General features: G+C 72.1%; 15 protein-coding genes and 1 tRNA gene. 14 read left to right on the top strand and 2 right to left on the bottom strand.

Annotated features, from left to right (window positions below; genetic code table 11):
• The first annotated feature begins 28 nt into the window (after positions 1-28).
• The 8 genes from mfd to NMQ01_RS12280 all read left to right on the top strand — a co-directional run bounded on the left by mfd (position 29) and on the right by NMQ01_RS12280 (position 9,683).
• Positions 29-3,655, top strand: a complete 3,627-nt coding sequence (gene mfd, locus NMQ01_RS12320; protein WP_255184216.1) for a transcription-repair coupling factor — start codon at positions 29-31, stop codon at positions 3,653-3,655.
• Positions 3,656-3,676: 21 nt separating this feature from the next.
• A complete protein-coding gene (locus NMQ01_RS12315) occupies positions 3,677-4,252 on the top strand; it encodes a SurA N-terminal domain-containing protein (protein WP_255184215.1) in 576 nt (191 codons plus the stop codon).
• 2 nt (positions 4,253-4,254) lie between these two features.
• The gene (locus NMQ01_RS12310; RefSeq protein ID WP_255184214.1) at positions 4,255-5,016 is read left to right on the top strand and encodes a MazG nucleotide pyrophosphohydrolase domain-containing protein; all 762 of its coding nucleotides are present in this window, start codon (positions 4,255-4,257) and stop codon (positions 5,014-5,016) included.
• Positions 5,017-5,109: 93 nt separating this feature from the next.
• The gene (locus tag NMQ01_RS15980; protein WP_369694815.1) at positions 5,110-6,225 is read left to right on the top strand and encodes a GNAT family N-acetyltransferase; all 1,116 of its coding nucleotides are present in this window, start codon (positions 5,110-5,112) and stop codon (positions 6,223-6,225) included.
• A gap of 110 nt (positions 6,226-6,335) precedes the next feature.
• Entirely contained in the window at positions 6,336-7,616 is a 1,281-nt protein-coding gene (eno, locus tag NMQ01_RS12295; protein WP_255184213.1) for a phosphopyruvate hydratase, read from the top strand.
• An 8-nt stretch (positions 7,617-7,624) separates the two neighbouring features.
• Positions 7,625-8,158: a septum formation initiator family protein gene (locus NMQ01_RS12290; RefSeq protein WP_255184212.1), complete on the top strand. Its 534-nt coding sequence runs from the start codon at positions 7,625-7,627 to the stop codon at positions 8,156-8,158.
• Entirely contained in the window at positions 8,155-8,691 is a 537-nt protein-coding gene (locus tag NMQ01_RS12285; RefSeq protein WP_255184211.1) for a DUF501 domain-containing protein, read from the top strand. The genes NMQ01_RS12290 and NMQ01_RS12285 overlap by 4 nt, the downstream gene beginning before the upstream one ends.
• The gene (locus NMQ01_RS12280; RefSeq protein ID WP_255184210.1) at positions 8,688-9,683 is read left to right on the top strand and encodes a Ppx/GppA phosphatase family protein; all 996 of its coding nucleotides are present in this window, start codon (positions 8,688-8,690) and stop codon (positions 9,681-9,683) included. The genes NMQ01_RS12285 and NMQ01_RS12280 overlap by 4 nt, the downstream gene beginning before the upstream one ends.
• 76 nt (positions 9,684-9,759) lie before the next feature.
• Here NMQ01_RS12280 and NMQ01_RS12275 read toward each other — a convergent pair.
• Positions 9,760-9,836 (bottom strand) — tRNA-Leu (locus NMQ01_RS12275).
• A 101-nt stretch (positions 9,837-9,937) separates the two neighbouring features.
• On the opposite strand from NMQ01_RS12275, the gene NMQ01_RS12270 reads away from it, so the two are divergent.
• From NMQ01_RS12270 to NMQ01_RS12250, 5 genes are all read left to right on the top strand, one after another.
• Positions 9,938-10,693: a siderophore-interacting protein gene (locus tag NMQ01_RS12270; RefSeq protein WP_255184209.1), complete on the top strand. Its 756-nt coding sequence runs from the start codon at positions 9,938-9,940 to the stop codon at positions 10,691-10,693.
• A gap of 57 nt (positions 10,694-10,750) precedes the next feature.
• On the top strand, positions 10,751-12,133 hold the full coding sequence (locus NMQ01_RS12265; RefSeq protein WP_255184208.1) for a cystathionine beta-synthase: 1,383 nt from the start codon (positions 10,751-10,753) through the stop codon (positions 12,131-12,133).
• 2 nt (positions 12,134-12,135) lie between these two features.
• Positions 12,136-13,317 (top strand): cystathionine gamma-synthase, encoded by a 1,182-nt coding sequence (locus NMQ01_RS12260; protein WP_255184207.1) that lies wholly within the window; start codon positions 12,136-12,138, stop codon positions 13,315-13,317.
• A 221-nt stretch (positions 13,318-13,538) separates the two neighbouring features.
• Positions 13,539-14,537, top strand: coding sequence for a Bax inhibitor-1/YccA family protein (locus NMQ01_RS12255; RefSeq protein WP_255184206.1), 999 nt, complete (start codon positions 13,539-13,541; stop codon positions 14,535-14,537).
• Positions 14,538-14,569: 32 nt separating this feature from the next.
• Positions 14,570-14,791 carry a hypothetical protein gene (locus NMQ01_RS12250; protein WP_255184205.1) on the top strand — a complete coding sequence of 74 codons (222 nt, stop codon included), beginning with the start codon at positions 14,570-14,572 and terminating at the stop codon, positions 14,789-14,791.
• 205 nt (positions 14,792-14,996) lie between these two features.
• On the opposite strand, the gene NMQ01_RS12245 is transcribed toward NMQ01_RS12250, so the two are convergent.
• Positions 14,997-15,992 (bottom strand): SGNH/GDSL hydrolase family protein, encoded by a 996-nt coding sequence (locus NMQ01_RS12245; RefSeq protein ID WP_255184204.1) that lies wholly within the window; start codon positions 15,990-15,992, stop codon positions 14,997-14,999.
• A 131-nt stretch (positions 15,993-16,123) separates the two neighbouring features.
• Between NMQ01_RS12245 and NMQ01_RS12240 the strand changes: the two genes are divergently transcribed.
• On the top strand, positions 16,124-18,136 hold the full coding sequence (locus NMQ01_RS12240) for an NADPH-dependent 2,4-dienoyl-CoA reductase (protein ID WP_255184203.1): 2,013 nt from the start codon (positions 16,124-16,126) through the stop codon (positions 18,134-18,136).
• Position 18,137: the final 1 nt, after the last annotated feature.

Below are 18,137 nucleotides of genomic sequence, written 5' to 3'. Positions count from 1 at the left end.
GGTGGCATGCGGCAGAATCGAGCCCAGCATGACTTCCTCACTCGCCCCCCTCCTTCGCGCGATCGCCGGCCTGCCCGGGCTCGCCGACATCCCTCGACACCGCGAGAGCAGCGACGTCGTCGACATCGTCGCCCCGACCGGCCTGCGGGCCCCGGTCGTCGCGCTCGCCGGCGGCGACGCCCCCGACACCGCACCCCGGCTCGTCGTCACGTCGACCGCGCGCGAGGCCGACGACATCGCCACGGCCCTCGGCGAGCTCGTCGGGGACGAGCAGGTCGCGACCTTCCCCAGCTGGGAGACGCTGCCGCACGAGCGACTCAGCCCGCGCAGCGACACCGTCGGCCGCCGCCTCGCGGTCCTGCGTCGGCTGCGCCACCCCGACCCGACGGGGGAGGGGCACGCCCGGCCCGCCTTCGTCGTCGCCTCGGTGCGCGCCGTCCTCCAGCCGATCGCCAAGGGCCTGGCCGACCTCGAGCCCGTGCGCCTGCGCGTCGGTGACCAGGCCCCGCTCGAGGAGGTCACCGCCGCGCTGGCGGCCGCGGCCTACGTGCGCACCGACCTCGTCGAGCGGCGCGGCGAGTTCGCCGTCCGCGGTGGCATCCTCGACGTCTTCCCGCCGACCGAGGAGCACCCGGTCCGCGTCGAGCTCTTCGGCGACACCGTCGACGAGATCCGCTGGTTCAAGGTCGCCGACCAGCGCAGCCTCGAGCCGGCACCCGAGCTGTGGGCCCCGCCCTGCCGCGAGATCCTGCTCACCGATGCCGTCCGGCGCCGCGCCGCGACCCTCGCCGAGGAGCTGCCGGGCGTCGCCGACATGCTGCTCAAGGTCGCCGAGGGCATCGCCGTCGAGGGCATGGAGTCGCTGGGCCCGGCCCTCGTCGACGGCATGGAGTCGATCCTCGACGTCCTGCCCGACGGCTCGGGCGTCGTGCTGCTCGACCCCGAGCGGGTGCGCGCCCGCGCGCACGACCTCGTCTCGACGAGCGAGGAGTTCCTCCAGGCCAGCTGGGCCAATGCCGCGGCCGGCAATGCCGTCCCGATCGACCTCGAGGGTGTCCTCGGCACCGCCTCCCACTGGACCCTCGCCGAGGCCCGCGAGCACGCGCTCGACCTCGGCCTGCCGTGGTGGACGGTCACCCCCTTCGCCGTGGACGAAGAACTCGCGGCCATGGACGACCGGGTCGACCACGACCACGTCGGGCTGCGCGCGCCGGCGGAGGAGCCGCCGCACTTCCGGGGCAACACCGAGGCGGCCGTCACCCAGATCACCGACTGGACCCGCGACGGCTGGCGCGTGCTCGTCGCGACCGACGGTCCCGGCCTCGTCGCCCGCGTCGCCGAGGTGCTCGGCACGGCCGGGGTGGCCACGCAGACCGCCGGTCCCGACGAGCAGATCGAGCTGACCGACGGCGTCGTCGCGCTGACCCGGGCGAGCCTGGGCACCGGCTTCGTCGCGCCCGACGCGCGGCTGGCGGTGCTCACCGAGGCCGACCTGCTCGGCACGAGCGGCGCCGGCGCGTCCACCCGCGACATGCGCCGCATGCCGTCGCGGCGGCGCAAGCAGGTCGACCCGCTCCAGCTGCGGCCGGGCGACCACGTCGTCCACGAGCAGCACGGCGTCGGGTCCTTCGTCGAGATGATCCAGCGCACGGTCCAGGGCGCGACCCGCGAGTACCTCGTGATCGAGTACGCCCCCTCGCGGCGGGGTCACCCCGGCGACCGGCTCTTCGTGCCGACCGACCAGCTCGACCAGGTGACCCGCTACGTCGGCGGCGACGCGCCGGCCCTCAACAAGATGGGCGGCAGCGACTGGCAGAAGACGAAGTCGCGGGCCAAGCGGCACGTCAAGCAGATCGCCGGTGAGCTCATCCGCCTCTACAGCGCGCGCATGGCCACGCCCGGTCACGCCTTCGGGCCCGACACCCCGTGGCAGCGCGAGCTCGAGGACGCCTTCGCCCACGTCGAGACCCCCGACCAGCTCGGCACGATCGACGAGGTCAAGGCCGACATGGAAAAGACGGTCCCGATGGACCGGCTCATCTGCGGCGACGTCGGCTACGGCAAGACCGAGATCGCCGTGCGCGCCGCCTTCAAGGCGATCCAGGACGGCAAGCAGGTCGCGGTGCTCGTGCCGACGACGCTGCTCGTCCAGCAGCACCTCAACACCTTCTCCGAGCGCTACGCCGGCTTCCCCGTGACGGTCAAGGCGCTCAGCCGCTTCCAGACCGATGCCCAGGCCAAGGAGGTCATGGAGGGCATGGCCTCCGGCGCGGTCGACCTGGTCATCGGCACCCACCGGCTCCTGGGCACCGAGGTGAAGTTCAAGGACCTCGGGCTCGTGATCATCGACGAGGAGCAGCGCTTCGGTGTCGAGCACAAGGAGCAGCTCAAGGCGATGCGGACCAATGTCGACGTGCTCGCCATGTCGGCCACGCCCATCCCGCGCACCCTCGAGATGGCGGTCACCGGCATCCGCGAGATGTCGACGCTCGCGACCCCGCCGGAGGAGCGGCACCCGGTCCTGACCTTCGTCGGCGCCCACGAGGAGAAGCAGGTGGCCGCCGCCATCCACCGCGAGCTCATGCGCGAGGGGCAGGTCTTCTACGTCCACAACAACGTCGGGACGATCGAGAAGGCCGCCTCCCGCATCCGTGAGCTCGTCCCCGATGCCCGGGTCGAGACCGCCCACGGCAAGATGGGCGAGCACCGGCTCGAGCAGGTCGTCCTCGACTTCTGGGAGCGGCGCTTCGACGTCCTCGTCTGCACGACGATCGTCGAGACCGGCCTGGACATCTCCAACGCCAACACGCTGATCCTCGACCGGGCCGACCGCTTCGGCCTGAGCCAGCTGCACCAGCTGCGTGGTCGCGTCGGACGTGGGCGGGAGCGGGCCTACGCCTACTTCCTCTACCCGCCGGACAAGCCCCTGACCGAGACCGCCCACGACCGGCTGCAGACGATCGCGAGCAACACCGACCTCGGCGCCGGCATGCAGGTGGCGATGAAGGACCTCGAGATCCGTGGTGCCGGCAACCTGCTCGGCGGCGAGCAGTCCGGTCACATCGCCGGCGTCGGCTTCGACCTCTACGTGCGGATGGTCGGCGAGGCCGTCGCCGACTTCAAGGGCGAAGGGGAGACCGCGCCCGCCGAGGTCAAGATCGAGCTGCCGGTCGACGCGCACCTGCCGCACGACTACGTGCCCGGCGAGCGGCTGCGCCTCGAGGCCTACCGCAAGCTCGCGGCCGCGACGACCGAGGAGGAGATCGGCGACATCATCAGCGAGCTCGTCGACCGCTACGGCGAGCTGCCGCAGCCGGTGCGCAACCTCGTCGAGGTCGCCCGCCTGCGGATCATCGTGCGCTCCGCCGGCCTCACCGACGTCGTCGCCGTGGGCAACAACGTGCGCTTCGCGCCGGTCCAGCTGCGCGAGAGCCAGCAGCTGCGCCTGGGCCGCCTCTACCCGCGGTCGAGCTACAAGGAGGGCACGCAGACGGTGCTCGTCCCCAAGCCGACGACCGCGCGGATCGGGGGCACCCCCCTTCGCGACACCGACGTGCTCACCTGGGCCAGCGACCTGGTCCGTCAGGTCATGCTCGATGATGTCATCGTGGACCCAGGGGCGACGGCGCCCCGAGACACCTCGCGCTCGCGCTGAGGACCGGACGAAAGGACCCCCGTGCTCGGTCACCCCATCCGACGCCCCGCCCGTGCTGCCGCGCTCGCCGCGGTGGCGGCGCTCGCCCTGACGGCCTGCGGATCTGACGACACCGACGCGGCGAAGGGGGGCAGCTCGGCCCGGGCGGCGACCGTCGGCGACGAGGAGATCACCGTCGGCGACGTGCAGCGCAGCACCCGTGAGCTCACGGCCTTCGTCTCCGCTCAGGCGCAGGCCTCCGGCCAGCAGCCGCAGCAGCTCGACGCCTCGACGGTCGTCACCTATCTCGTGCAGACGCCGGCGGTGCTCGCCTACGCCGATGAGGAGGGCCTCGACGTCCCCTCGCAGGGAACCGTGCGCCGCGAGATCGAGTCCTTCGTGCCCAACCCGTCCGACATGACCGTCGACTTCCTGCGGGCCAACGACGTCGCGAGCAAGCTCGACGAGCAGGCGCAGCAGGACCTGAGCCAGCTGCTGCAGGAGAGTGACGTCTCGGTGAGCCCGCGCTACGCGAGCGCCGTCGGCGAGGCGCCCGACTGGCTCGAGCAGCTCGAGCCGGAGCAGCAGACCGGCGCCGGCCAGCCGCAGACGCCCTGACCGTGGGTCGCCTGGTCCTGCTCGCGACGAGCCCTCGGGTCTCGCCGGGGCTGCTCAGCCGTGACGCCTGGCGGGCCCTCGACGAGGCCGACCGCGTCCTCGCGGCCGACCTCGACGAGGCGCTGCCGCTGGCCCTCGTCGACGACGGCGTGCAGCTCGTGGCGGCTGACGCGGCGACGCCGCACGAGCGGGCCCGCGAACTCGTCGACGCGGCCCGCAGGGGCGTGGTGCTGTGGGTCGGTTCGCCCGACGGTGACCCCGGGCTGAGCGATGCCATCGCCGCGGAGGTCTCCCGGCTCGACGACGCGCCGGAGGTCGAGGTGCTCGTCGGCTCGTGGGACGTCGAGGGCGGCCGGCTGCTCGACGCGGTCGCCGTCATCGACCGGCTGCGCTCGCCGGGTGGGTGCCCGTGGGTGGCGGCGCAGGACCACGCGAGCCTGGCCCCCTTCGTCATGGAGGAGGCGCACGAGGTGACCGAGGCGCTCGAGGCCGTCGTCGCCGACCCCGACGACGTCGAGCGGCGCGAGGAGCTGACCGACGAGCTCGGTGACCTGCTCTTCCAGGTGATCTTCCACGCCCGGGTCGCCGCCGACCACGCCGGCGCGCCCTTCACCGTCGACGACGTCGCCGCCGCACTCGTCGACAAGCTCGTGCGCCGCAACCCGCATGTCTTCGGCGACGCGCAGGCCGAGACCCTCGAGGAGATCGAGGCGCAGTGGCAGGCGATCAAGGCGCAGGAGCGCGCGGAGCGCGACGCGGGCTGACCCAACCCTGCAAGACCCTAGGGTCTTGCAGAGTTCGGAGCCCGGAATTCCTGCAAGACCCTAGGGTCTTGCAGGGTCTCTAGGCTCGTGCGCATGGACCAGCGGATCAGCTTCGTCACCCTCGCCGTCGCCGACCTCGCGGCGAGCCGCCGCTTCTACCTCGACGGGCTCGGTTGGCGGGCGGACCTCGACGTGCCCGGGGAGGTCCTCATGATCCGCGTCGGCGAGCACCTGATCCTCTCGCTGTGGGACGCCACCGAGTTCGAAGGGGAGGTCGGCCCCCTTCTTCGTGGGGAGGGGCTGGCGCCGATCACCTTGGCGCACAACGTCGCCCGACACGAAGACGTCGACGCGATCCTCGAGCTGGCCCGTGCCGCGGGCTCGCCCGATGTCGCCTCGGCACAGCAGCGTGACTGGGGTGGGTACACCGGCTACTTCGCCGACCCCGACGGCTTCCGCTGGGAGATCGCGGTCAACCCCGGGCCGATCGGCGAGACGGTGCTGCCGCCGGCCTCCCGCGACGAGGTGCGGCTCACTCCCTTCGACCAGCCGATCGGCCCCGCGGTCGACGGCTGGACCCCGCCGCCTCGACCCGAGCTGCCGGCGACCACCGGTCGCTGGTGCACCGTCGAGCCGCTCGCGCCCGAGCACGCCGCCGAGCTGGCGCCCGAGGTCGCCGGGCCCGACCACGACGCCTTGTGGGCCTATCTCAAGGAGGAGCGTCCCGACGACGTCGCCGCCTACGTCGCCGGCCGGCTCGCCGGCGACACCGTCGAGGTGCTCGTCCGCGACGGTGACGGGATCGCCTGCGGGGTGGTGAGCCTCATGCGCATCGACCGGACCCACGGCGTCGTCGAGATCGGCAACGTCGTGCTCGGCCCGCGGCTGCAGCGCACGACCGCCGCGACCGAGGCGATGTCGCTGCTCGCCCGGCACGTCTTCGACCTCGGCTACCGGCGCCTCGAGTGGAAGTGCGACAGCCTCAACGCCCCCTCCCGACGGGCTGCGGAGCGGCTCGGCTTCACCTATGAGGGCACCTTCCGCCGGCACGTCGTGACGAAGGGGAGGTCCCGCGACACCGCGTGGTTCGCCATGACCGTCGACGACTGGCCGCGGGTGCGGGCCGCGCACGATGCCTGGCTGGAGCCGGCCAACTTCGTCGACGGCGTCCAGCAACGACGACTGGCCGACCTGCTCGCGGCGGGCTGACCTCCCTTCGCCCGCGTCCGCGGGGTGGGTCGCAGCACGAAGCGCCGTGGCCGAGCCGTTACGCTCGTGGCGACCTTCCCCGTGTATCGAGCACCACCAAGGAGCCGGCAGTGGCCAGCATCGAAGCAATTGGCGCCCGCGAGATCCTCGACTCCCGCGGCAACCCGACCGTCGAGGTCGAGGTCGCCCTCGACGACGGCACCATCGCCCGCGCCGCGGTGCCGAGCGGGGCGTCGACCGGCGCCTTCGAGGCCGTCGAGCGCCGTGACGGCGACAAGAACCGCTACCTGGGCAAGGGCGTCGAGGACGCCGTCCGCGCGATCGAGGACGACCTGACCCCGCGGCTCGTCGGCTTCGACGCCAGCGAGCAGCGCCTCGTCGACGGCGAGATGCTCGCCATCGACGGCACGGACAACAAGGGCACGATCGGCGCCAACGCGATCCTCGGCGTCTCGCTCGCCGTGGCCAAGGCCGCGGCCGAGTCCGCCGGCCTGCCGCTCTTCCGCTACGTCGGCGGCCCCAACGCCCACGTGCTGCCCGTGCCGATGATGAACATCCTCAACGGCGGCTCCCACGCGGACTCCAACGTCGACATCCAGGAGTTCATGATCGCCCCGATCGGCGCGCCCTCCTTCCGCGAGGCGCTGCGCTGGGGGACCGAGGTCTACCACTCGCTCAAGGCCGTGCTCAAGGACAAGGGCCTGTCGACCGGCCTCGGCGACGAGGGCGGCTTCGCCCCCAACCTCGAGAGCAACCGCGAGGCGCTCGACCTGATCATCACCGCGATCCAGCAGGCCGGCTACGAGCCCGGCACCCAGATCGCGCTCGCGCTCGACGTCGCCGCCAGCGAGTTCTGCGACAACGGCACCTACACCTTCGAGGGCCAGCAGAAGTCCGCCGAGGACATGGCGGCCTACTACGGCGAGCTCGTCGACGCCTACCCGCTCGTGTCCATCGAGGACCCGCTCGACGAGGACGACTGGGCCGGCTGGCAGGAGCTGACCACGCAGCTCGGCGACAAGGTCCAGCTCGTCGGCGACGACCTCTTCGTCACCAACCCCGAGCGGCTCGCCCGCGGCATCCAGGACGGCGCGGCCAACGCGCTCCTGGTCAAGGTCAACCAGATCGGCTCGCTCACCGAGACGATGGACGCCGTCGCCCTGGCCACCCGCAGCGGCTACACCTCGATGATGAGCCACCGATCCGGCGAGACCGAGGACGTCACGATCGCCGACCTCGCCGTCGCGACCAACTGCGGCCAGATCAAGACCGGCGCCCCGGCCCGCTCCGAGCGCGTCGCCAAGTACAACCAGCTCCTGCGCATCGAGGAGGAGCTCGACGACGCGGCGGTCTACGCCGGCGCCGGGGCCTTCCCGCGCTTCAAGGGCTGATCGCCGACATGGCACGCACGCCGCGCCGACGCCCCGCACGCTCCGGTGTGCAGGGCGCGGCGCGGCGACCCAGCACGACGCGCCCCGCCGGGCGCGGCGACCGGCGCACGCGTCCCCGCGGCGGCGCCGGCCGCGAGGCGCAGCAGCGCCGCGCGGTCATGTCGACGAAGCGCTGGGTCGTCGTCGGCTCGCTGCTCCTCCTCCTCGGCGTCATGCTCGTGCCGACCGGCAAGTCCTGGTACGACCAGCGCCAGCGCCTCGCGACCCTGCAGGAGCAGGTCGCGGCGCAGGAGGACAACGTCCAGGACCTCGAGCGACAGCGCGACCTGTGGGAGACCGATGAGTACGTCGAGGCGCAGGCCCGCAAGCGGCTGAAGTTCGTCAAGCCGGGGGAGAGGACCTACACCGTGATCGATCCAGCCGGTGACGACCCCGCGGTCGACCCCGAGACCGGTGCCGTGACGGCACCGTCCACGCAGCCCTGGTACGAGCAGGTCGCCTCCTCCGTGGCCGCGGCCGACGACCCCACCTCGGCGCAGTGAGCCGCGACGATCTGGGCAACGACCTCGACCGCGTCGACCCGCAGGACCTCGAGACCGTCCACCGCCAGCTCGGCCGTCCTGCGCGCGCCACGGCGGAGGTCGCCCATCGCTGCCCGTGCGGCGGCCCGACGGTCCTGCGCACCGAGCCGCGCCTGCCGGGGGGCACGCCCTTCCCCACGACCTACTACGCGACCTGTCCGCGTCTCACCGGCCCGATCTCGACGCTCGAGTCGAGCGGTCTCATGGCGGAGATGTCGCAGCGCCTGCTCGAGGACGAGGACCTCGCCGCGCGCTACCGCGCGGCCCATGAGGACTACCTCGCCCGGCGCGCGGAGCTCGGCGATGTCCCCGAGATCGACGGTATCTCGGCCGGCGGCATGCCGACCCGCGTCAAGTGCCTGCACGTGCTCGTTGCCCACTCACTGGCCGCCGGGCCCGGGGTCAACCCCCTGGGTGACGAGGCCCTCGACCTGCTGCCCGAGTGGTGGCACGCCAGCCCGTGCGTCAGCGCGGACGAAGGGAGCGACGCATGAGGGTCGCAGCGATCGACTGTGGGACCAACTCCATCCGGCTGCTCATTTCGGACGCCGACGAGCAGGGGCCTGAGGACGCGCCGCCGGCACTCACCGAGGTGCTGCGCCGCGCCGAGGTCGTGCGTCTCGGGCAGGGTGTGGACCGCACCGGCCGGCTCGACCCCGAGGCGCTCGAGCGCACCCTCGGGATGTGCCGCGAGTACGCGCAGCAGTGCCGCGATCACGGCGTGCCCGCGGGCAAGGTGCGCTTCGTCGCGACCTCGGCCTCGCGCGACGCGGACAACTCCCACGACTTCGTCGCCGGGGTCCGTGAGGCCTTCGGCGAGCTCGACGTCATGCCCGAGGTCATCACGGGTGCGGAGGAGGCCTCGCTGAGCTTCGCCGGCGCCACCTCCGGGCTGGCCGAGGCCGGCTTCGAGGGGCCCTATCTCGTCGCCGACATCGGCGGCGGCTCGACCGAGATCGTCCGCGGCACCCACGACGTCATCGCCGGCGCCTCGCTCGACATCGGCTCGGTGCGGCTCACCGAGCGGCACCACCGCACCGACCCCCCGACCCAGGAGGTCATCGACGCGGCGCGCTACGACATCGCCGAGGCGCTCGACGTCGCCGAGGCCGAGGTGGGTCTCGGCGGGGTGATGACCGTGGTCGGTCTCGCCGGCTCGGTGACGACCGTCGCCGCCCTGGCTCTCGGGCTGACCTCCTACGATCGCGAGGCGATCCACCTGGCGCGGATCCCCGTCGACGAGGTGATGGTCGCCTGCGAGCGGCTCATCCTCAGCACCCGCGCCGAGCGCGCGGCCCAGCCCTTCATGCACCCGGGGCGCGTCGACGTCATCGGCGCCGGCGCGCTCATCTGGTGGGAGGTCCTCGAGCGGGCCCGGGGCGCCAACGGCCCCGACCTCGTCGTCACCGTCTCCGAGCACGACATCCTCGACGGGATCGCCCAGTCGGTCGTGCGGCCCGTCGTCGTCGAGGACGAGTCCGCCTGACCTCACGGCCATCGGGTCGATGTACGAGGGTGACTCCCAGCGCACCCGGATACATCGATCCGGGGTGGCGGGGGAGTGCGGGCGGTGGGATTCGAACCCACACGTTCGACAGGAATTTTAAGTTCCCCGGCTCGCCAGTTGGCCTACGCCCGCGTGCGTCGCTGCCCGTGCGGGGCGGTCCCAGCCGGGGCAGCCCGGACAGCGTAGCGGCACCCCGGGACCGGCTCCCGAACCGGTAAGGGTAGCCTCAGTTCATGGCTTCTCCTGATCGTCCCGCTCGCCCCCAGCACGAGCTGACCGTCGTCTCCACCGAGCGCGTGGGCCCGCACCTCGTGCGCGTCGTCCTCACCGGCGACTCGCTGGCGGACTTCGGCGCGGCCGAGCACACCGATGCCTACGTCAAGCTGCGCTTCACCGACACCGACGGGCACCCGATCACCCGCACCTACACCGTGCGCGCGGTCGACCGCGAGGCGCGCCTGCTGACCATCGACTTCGTGACGCACGGCGACGTCGGTTACGCCGGTCCCTGGGCCCAGCAGGCGAAGGGGGGAGACCGCATCGTCCTCATGGGGCCGGGCAGCGGCTACGCCCCTGACCCGGAGGCCGACTGGCACCTGCTCGCCGGTGACCTCTCGGCCGTGCCGGCCATCGCCGCCTCGCTCGAGGCGATGCCTGCCGGCGCGAGCGGCGTCGCCCTGCTCGAGGTGGAGGACCCGGGGGACGTCATCCCCCTTCGCGCTCCGGAGCACGTCGACGTGCAGTGGCTCGTCAACCCGGCCACGGACGACGTCGACTACCTGGCCCGCGCGGTCGACGGTGTCGACTGGCGCGACGGCGTCCAGGTCTTCGCCCACGGGGAGCGCGAGTCGATCAAGGCGGTGCGCCGGGTCCTCAAGGACCGGGGCGTGCCCCGCGAGGCGATCTCGATCTCGGGCTACTGGGCGCGCGGTCGCACCGAGGACGCCTTCCAGGCGGAGAAGCGGACGCCGGTCGGGCAGATCGACTGATCGGCGGGGGCGGGGACCGCGGTGTCGGGTGCTGGTGATCCGTGCCACGATGCGGACATGCAGATCGCAGACAACATCTCCGACCTGATCGGCAACACCCCGCTGGTCAGGCTCACCTCCGTCGCCCCCGAGGGGTCCGGGCTGGTCGCGGCCAAGGTCGAGTACCTCAACCCCGGCGGCAGCATCAAGGACCGCATCGCGCGCAAGCTCATCGACGCGGCCGAGGCCTCCGGTGAGCTCAAGCCCGGCGGGACCATCGTCGAGCCGACCTCCGGCAACACCGGCGTGGGGCTGGCGCTCGTCGCGCAGGAGCGTGGTTACCGCTGCATCTTCGTCTGCCCCGACAAGGTCGGCAAGGACAAGATCGACGTGCTGCGCGCCTACGGCGCCGAGGTGCAGATCGTGCCGACCTCCGTCGCGCCCGACCACCCCGACAGCTACTACTCGGTGAGCGACCGGCTGACCGCGGAGATCGACGGTGCGTGGAAGCCCAACCAGTTCTTCAACCTCAACGGCCCGCAGGCGCACTACGAGAGCACCGGCCCGGAGATCTGGGAGCAGACCGACGGTCAGATCACGCACCTCGTCGCCGGCATCGGCACCGGCGGCACGATCACCGGAACCGGCCGCTACCTCAAGGAGATCAGCGAGGGACGGGTCAAGATCATCGGCGCCGACCCTGAGGGCTCGGTCTACTCCGGCGGCACCGGCCGCCCCTACCTCGTCGAGGGCGTCGGCGAGGACATGTGGCCCGGTGCCTACGACCCCTCCGTGCCCGACGAGGTCATCGCGGTCGATGACGCCGAGGCCTTCGCCATGACCCGCCGCCTGGCCCGCGAGGAGGGGCTGCTCGTCGGTGGCTCCAGCGGCATGGCGGTCGTCGCCGCGCTGCGCGTCGCCGAGCGCGAGGGCCCCGACGCCAAGATCGTCGTCCTGCTGCCCGACGGTGGTCGCGGCTACCTGGCCAAGATCTTCGACGACGACTGGATGGCCTCCTACGGCTTCCTGCCCGGCGACGAAGGGAGTGACGCCACCGTCGGCGAGGTGCTCCGTGGCAAGGGCGGCGAGCTGCCCGACCTCGTCCACACCCACCCCAACGAGACGATCCGCGAGGCCATCGACATCCTGCGCGAGTACGGCGTCTCGCAGATGCCCGTCGTCGGTGCCGAGCCGCCGGTCGTCATCGGCGAGGTCGCCGGGGCGGTCACCGAGCGCGAGCTGCTCACCGCCGTCTTCGAGGGGCACGCCTCGCTCGCCGACCCGGTGAGCGCGCACATGGGCGCCAAGCTGCCGCAGATCGGTGCCGCCGAGCCCGTCTCGGCCGCGACCGAGGCGCTCGAGCAGGCCGACGCGCTGCTCGTCGTCGAGGGCGGCAAGCCCCTCGGCGTCATCACCCGGCAGGACCTGCTGGGCCACCTGTCCCACCGAGCGAAGGGCTGACCATGTCCGAGCGCAAGAGCGCGGCCGACGCGCACGCGACCCAGGGGTTCGCCACCCGGGCGATCCACGCCGGCTACGAGCCCGACCCGCTGACCGGCGCGGTCAACGTCCCGATCTACGCCAGCTCGACCTTCGCCCAGGACGGCGTCGGCGGCATGCGCGGCGGCTTCGAGTACGCCCGCACCGGCAACCCGACCCGCCAGGCCCTCGAGGCCAATGCCGCGTCCATCGAGTCCGGCACCTTCGGTCGTGCCTTCGCCTCCGGCATGGCCGCGACCGACGCGATCCTGCGGGCCTCCCTTCGTCCGGGGGACCACCTCGTCATCCCCGACGACGCCTACGGCGGCACCTTCCGGCTCATCGACAAGGTCTTCTCCCAGTGGGGGATCGAGCACACGCCGGCGCCGGTCGGCGACGTCGACGCGATCCGCGCGGCGATGCGCCCGACCACCAAGCTCGTGTGGCTCGAGACGCCGACCAACCCGCTGCTCAACATCGGCGACATCGAGGCCGTCGCCGAGGTCGCCCACGCGGGCGGTGCGCGGCTGGTCGTCGACAACACCTTTGCCAGCCCCTACCTGCAGCAGCCGCTCACGCGGGGCGCCGACGTCGTGCTCCACTCGAGCACCAAGTACCTCGGCGGCCACAGCGACGTCGTCGGGGGCCTGCTCGTCACCGACGACGAGCAGATCGACGCCGACGTCGCCTTCCTGCAGAACGGCTCCGGAGGCGTCCCCGGCCCCTTCGACGCCTACCTGACGATGCGCGGCATCAAGACGCTCGGCGTGCGGATGGACCGGCACTGCGACAACGCCGAGGCGGTCGTCGACCTGCTCTCGAGCCGCTCGGAGATCACCTCGATCCTCTACCCGGGGCTGCCCGAGCACCCGGGCCACGAGGTGGCGGCGCGCCAGATGTCCCGCTTCGGCGGCATGATCTCGGTGCGCATGGCGGGTGGGCGCGAGGCCGCGCAGCAGCTGTGCGCGCGGACCGAGATCTTCACCCTCGCCGAGTCGCTCGGCGGCATCGAGTCGCTCATCGAGCACCCGGGCGCGATGACCCACGCGTCGACCGCCGGCTCGATGCTCGAGGTGCCCGACGACCTGGTGCGCCTGTCCGTCGGGATCGAGGACGTCTCCGACCTGCTCGCCGACCTCGAGCAGGCTCTCGACGGCCTGGGCTGACCCCCCTCGCACGGTCAGGTGGTCGTCGGGTGCTGCATCACGACCGGTGTGCAGCACCAGGCGACCACCTGACGGGGTGCGCTGCGGGGCTTCGCGCCCGGCCCATCGCTTGCGATCCGACAACGGCGTGTGGATCCGGGAACACTGGCCGCATGCCAACCGCTTAGTCTGGTGACACCTCAGCGGCTTCGCGGCCGCGCCAGCCCCATCAGGAGCAGACGATGAGCAACCCGATCCTCGGCCGGGTCGAGCAGGACGCCCAGCGCGGCTACGCCGGCTTCCGTGACACGGGGCAGGTGCCCCAGCAGCAGTACGGCCAGCAGCAGTACGGACAGCAGGCCTACGGCAACCAGGGATACGCGCCCCAGCAGGGCCAGCCCTACGGCCAGCCCCAGCAGTACGGCCAGCCCCAGCAGTACGGCCAGCCGCAGCAGTACGGCCAGCAGCCCTACGGTCAGCCGCAGCCGGGCTACGGCCAGCCCGGGCCCGCCGGTGGCTTCGGCGGCGGTGGCGGCGACAACCGGCCGATCACCCTCGACGACGTCCTGCTGCGTACCGGAGCGCTCTTCGCCGTGCTGCTCGCGGTCTCGGCGATCGGTTGGACCCTGTCGGCGATGGTTCCGGCGGTCGGCGGCCTGATGATGATGGTCGGCCTCGTGGGCACCATCGGCATGAGCCTGTTCATGATGTTCCGCCGCAAGCCCGTCGGCGTCGTCGTCGCGGTCCTCTACGCCGTCCTCGAGGGACTCTTCGTCGGGCCGATCAGCGGCTTCTACCACCAGATCTACGACCCGGTGGGCTCGAGCGTCTTCGAGTCGATCGTCACCCAGGCGATCCTCGCGACGCTCTGCGTCTTCGGCGCGATGCTCATCCTCTACCGCACGGGTGTCATCAAGGTGACGCAGAAGTTCCGAGCCATCGTCAGCATGATGGTCGTCGGCTACTTCGTCTTCTCGCTGATCAACCTCGGCTACATGCTCTTCTTCGACGGCTCGCCCTTCGGGTTCGGTGGCACCGGCTGGCTCGGCATCGGCATCTCGGTCTTCGGCACCGGTCTGGCCGCGGTCACCCTGGCGCTCGACTTCGACAACATCGAGACCGCGATCCGCACCCAGGCGACGGTCAGCTACGGCTGGCACCTGGCGATCGGTCTCCTTGTCACGCTCGTCTGGCTCTACCTCGAGCTGCTGCGCCTGCTGGCCCGGCTCCGCTCGGATTGATCCCCGACGACGTCGCGACCGAGCTCGGCCGCGTGGTCCGCAGGTGGCAGCAGCTGCCGCTGGACCGCGCGGCCGAGCGCGTTGCGGGCGTGCACGAGCTCATGGCCGACCTCGCGGGCGAGCCGCTGCCCGACCTCGGCCCGGCCGTGGTCATGGACCAGCTACGGGTGGTCGTCTTCGACGTCTGCCGGGCCGAAGGGGAGTCCGCTGACCTCGCGCAGCGGCTCGCCTCCCTTCGCCTGACCTGGGCCTGACCCGCGCCCACACCTTCGCATTTCCTCAAGGAAATGCGAACGTCAGGGGCCGGCCTCTGCATTGCCATTGGGCAATGCAGCCCGGTCCGCGCATTGCCGTTGGGCAATGCAGCCCGGTCCGCGCATTGCCGTTGGGCAATGCAGTCCGGCCTGCGCATTTCCTTGAGGAGATGCGGACATCAGGGAGCCGGAGGCACGGGCGGGCTCAGACGTCCGTGACCTCGTGCTCGCCGCGGCGGCGGAGCATGGCCCAGGGGCCGCGGGGGCCGTGGCTGCGGCCGCGCAGCTCGGCGGGGCCGACCTCGGTGCCGGGGGAGGAGGCCGCCCGCTCGGCGGCGTCGTCGAGGGCGCCGATGCCCTCGCCACGTGCCGCCTCCGGCTCGGAGTCGTGGGTCGCGCCCTCGGGCCATGCGTCGACCTCGGCGGCCACCGACGGCAGCAGCGCCGAGGCCACCCGGGCATAGCCCGCGGCCGAGGGGTGGAAGCGGTCCTGGCTGAACATGATCGACGGACTGGCGGCGAACTCCGGCCCGAGAAGGTCGCCGACCGACACGGTCCGTGCCCCGGCGGCGACGGCCGCGACGGTCTGGGCGGCGGCGAGCTCGCGGCTCCACTGGCGCAGCAGCTTGTTGAGCGGGAAGGGCACCGGCTCGACCGTGCCGAGATCGGGGCAGGTCGCGACGACGACCGGGACGTCGAGGGTGCGCAGGTAGCGCACGGTGCGCTCGAGGTGCTGCACGGACACCGCCCGGTCGATGCGGTGGGTGACGTCGTTGGCGCCGATGAGGATGACCGCGACGTCGGGCTGGTCGACCCGGGCGAGCGCCCTGGACAGCTGGGCGCTGAGGTCGGACGACTCCGCGCCGACGACGGCCTCGTTGGTCAGCTCCACCGGCCGGCCCATGATCGCGGCGAGACCGGTCGACAGGATCGCCCCGATGGTCTGGTAGCGGTTGTCCGCACCCATGCCCGCGGCGGTCGAGTCACCGAGCACGAGCAGCTGCACCGGCTCGCCGGGTGCAGCGCCGTAGACGCCGTCGTCGTCGGGCGCTCCGTCGAAGGGGTTGCCGACGATCTTGCGGGTGATCCTGGCCTCGGCCTGGATCAGGCCGTAGCCGAGACCGGCGAGCGTCGCGCTGGCTGCGGCGGTGCCAGCGGCCCCCAGCGCGGCCTTGCCGACGATGCGTCCCAGCTCTGCCATGACTCTCCTCGTGTGGCCGGTCGTGGGCCCAACTGTGTCATCCCGAGGTGACAAAGCCAACGAGCGCTGCGACACCCCCTTCGTCATGGGTACGGTCGGCTCGACGCACGGCACTCGCACGAAGGACCACGATGACCGACTACCCCACGCTCTTCTCGCCGCTCGACCTGGGCTTCACGACCCTGCGCAACCGCACGATCATGGGGTCGATGCACACCGGCCTCGAGGACCGGGCGAGCAACTTCGAGCGGCTTGCGGCCTTCTACGCCGAGCGGGCGAAGGGGGGAGCCGGGCTCATCGTCACCGGCGGCTTCGCGCCGAACATCGAGGGCAGCTTCTACCCCTTCGCCTCGAAGCTCACGACGAGCCGCGAGGCTCGGCGGCACCACCAGATCACCGACGCCGTGCACCGCGAGGGCGGCAAGATCGCGCTGCAGATCCTCCACGCAGGCCGCTACGCCTATCACCCCTACTCCGTCTCGGCCTCGTCCGGGAAGTCGCCGATCACCCCCTTCGCCGCACGCGGCCCGAGCGAGAAGGGCGTTCGCCGCCAGATCCGTGCCTTCGCCCGGGCCGCGGAGCTCGCCCGCTCCGCCGGCTACGACGGCGTCGAGGTCATGGGCTCCGAGGGCTATTTCATCAACCAGTTCCTCGCGCCGCGGACCAACCAGCGCACCGACGGCTGGGGCGGCACGCCGGCCAACCGACGTCGCATCGCCACCGAGATCGTGCGCGCCGTGCGCGCAGCGGTGGGCGAGGACTTCATCGTCATCTACCGGCTGTCGATCCTCGACCTCGTCGAGGGCGGCCAGACCTGGGAGGAGATCCTCGCCCTGGCCACCGAGATCGAGGCGGCCGGCGCGACGATCCTGTCGACCGGCATCGGCTGGCACGAGGCGCGGGTGCCGACGATCGTCACGTCGGTGCCGCGGATGGCCTTCACCGAGGTCGCCGAGCGGCTGCGCCCGCACGTCGACATCCCGGTCGTCACGAGCAACCGGATCAACATGCCCGACCAGGCCGAGCAGGTCCTCGCGGCCGGCCACGCCGACCTCGTCCAGATGGCGCGCCCGTGGCTCGCCGACCCCCAGTGGGGCACGAAGGCCGCTGCGGGGCAGAGCGAGCGGATCAACACGTGCATCGCCTGCAACCAGGCCTGCCTCGACCACACCTTCCAGCGCAAGGTCGCCAGCTGTCTGGTCAACCCCCGCGCCGGCCACGAGACCGAGCTCGTCCTGTCGCCCACCGCCCGTCGCAAGCGGGTGGCCGTCGTCGGCGGTGGCCCGGCGGGTCTGTCCGCTGCCGTGTCCGCGGCCGAGCGGGGCCACGCGGTCGAGCTCTTCGAGGCCGGCGACGACATCGGCGGCCAGTTCGCGCTCGCCATGCGCATCCCGGGCAAGGAGGAGTTCGCCGAGACGATCCGCTACTTCCGCGGCGAGCTCGAGCGGCGTGACGTGACCGTGCACCTGGGCACCCGGGTCGGCGCCGACGACCTCGCGGGCTTCGACGAGGTCGTCCTCGCGACCGGTGTGACGCCACGCGTCCCCGAGATCGAGGGCATCGACCACCCGATGGTCGTCACCTATCCCGAGGCGGTCCTGGGCACCCGCGAGATCGGCGAGCGGGTCGCCGTCATCGGCGCCGGCGGCATCGGTGTCGACGTCACCGAGCTGCTGACGACCGTCGAGTCGCCGACTCTGGACCTCAAGGAGTGGCAGGACGAGTGGGGCGTCGACCCGCTGTCCGCCGACCGTGGTGGGCTCAAGGAGGCCCACCCCGCCGCCTCGCCGCGCACCGTCTACCTCGTCCAGCGCAAGGAGAGCAAGATCGGCGCCGGCCTGGGCAAGACGACCGGTTGGGTGCACCGCGCGGCCATCAAGGCCAAGGGCGTCCACCAGATCACCGGCGCCGCCTACGAGCGCATCGACGACAACGGCCTGCACATCACCGTCGACGGCAAGCCGCGCCTGCTCGAGCTCGACAACGTCGTCGTGTGCACCGGTCAGGAGTCCGTGCGTGACCTCGTCGAGCCGCTGCAGGCGAAGGGGGTCGACGTGCACGTCATCGGTGGCGCCGACGTCGCCGCCGAGCTCGACGCCAAGCGCGCGATCCGCCAGGGCACCGAGTTGGCCGCCAGCCTCTGAC

It is taken from the genome of Janibacter sp. CX7 (assembly GCF_024362365.1).
Taxonomy (GTDB): Bacteria; Actinomycetota; Actinomycetes; order Actinomycetales; family Dermatophilaceae; genus Janibacter.
Note: the sequence above shows the minus strand (reverse complement) of the source record. Positions and strands in the feature narration are given on the sequence as shown.

Excerpts from the sequence above, each read along its gene's own strand:
- NMQ01_RS12260 (WP_255184207.1), top strand. The coding sequence starts at position 12,136 with ATGTCCGAGCGCAAGAGCGCGGCCGACGCGCACGCGACCCAGGGGTTC.
- NMQ01_RS12240 (WP_255184203.1), top strand. The coding sequence starts at position 16,124 with ATGACCGACTACCCCACGCTCTTCTCGCCGCTCGACCTGGGCTTCACG.
- NMQ01_RS12270 (WP_255184209.1), top strand. The coding sequence starts at position 9,938 with ATGGCTTCTCCTGATCGTCCCGCTCGCCCCCAGCACGAGCTGACCGTC.
- NMQ01_RS12255 (WP_255184206.1), top strand. The coding sequence starts at position 13,539 with ATGAGCAACCCGATCCTCGGCCGGGTCGAGCAGGACGCCCAGCGCGGC.
- NMQ01_RS12265 (WP_255184208.1), top strand. The coding sequence starts at position 10,751 with ATGCAGATCGCAGACAACATCTCCGACCTGATCGGCAACACCCCGCTG.
- NMQ01_RS12245 (WP_255184204.1), bottom strand. The coding sequence starts at position 15,992 with ATGGCAGAGCTGGGACGCATCGTCGGCAAGGCCGCGCTGGGGGCCGCT.
- NMQ01_RS12280 (WP_255184210.1), top strand. The coding sequence starts at position 8,688 with ATGAGGGTCGCAGCGATCGACTGTGGGACCAACTCCATCCGGCTGCTC.
- NMQ01_RS12290 (WP_255184212.1), top strand. The coding sequence starts at position 7,625 with ATGGCACGCACGCCGCGCCGACGCCCCGCACGCTCCGGTGTGCAGGGC.
- mfd (WP_255184216.1), top strand. The coding sequence starts at position 29 with ATGACTTCCTCACTCGCCCCCCTCCTTCGCGCGATCGCCGGCCTGCCC.
- NMQ01_RS15980 (WP_369694815.1), top strand. The coding sequence starts at position 5,110 with ATGGACCAGCGGATCAGCTTCGTCACCCTCGCCGTCGCCGACCTCGCG.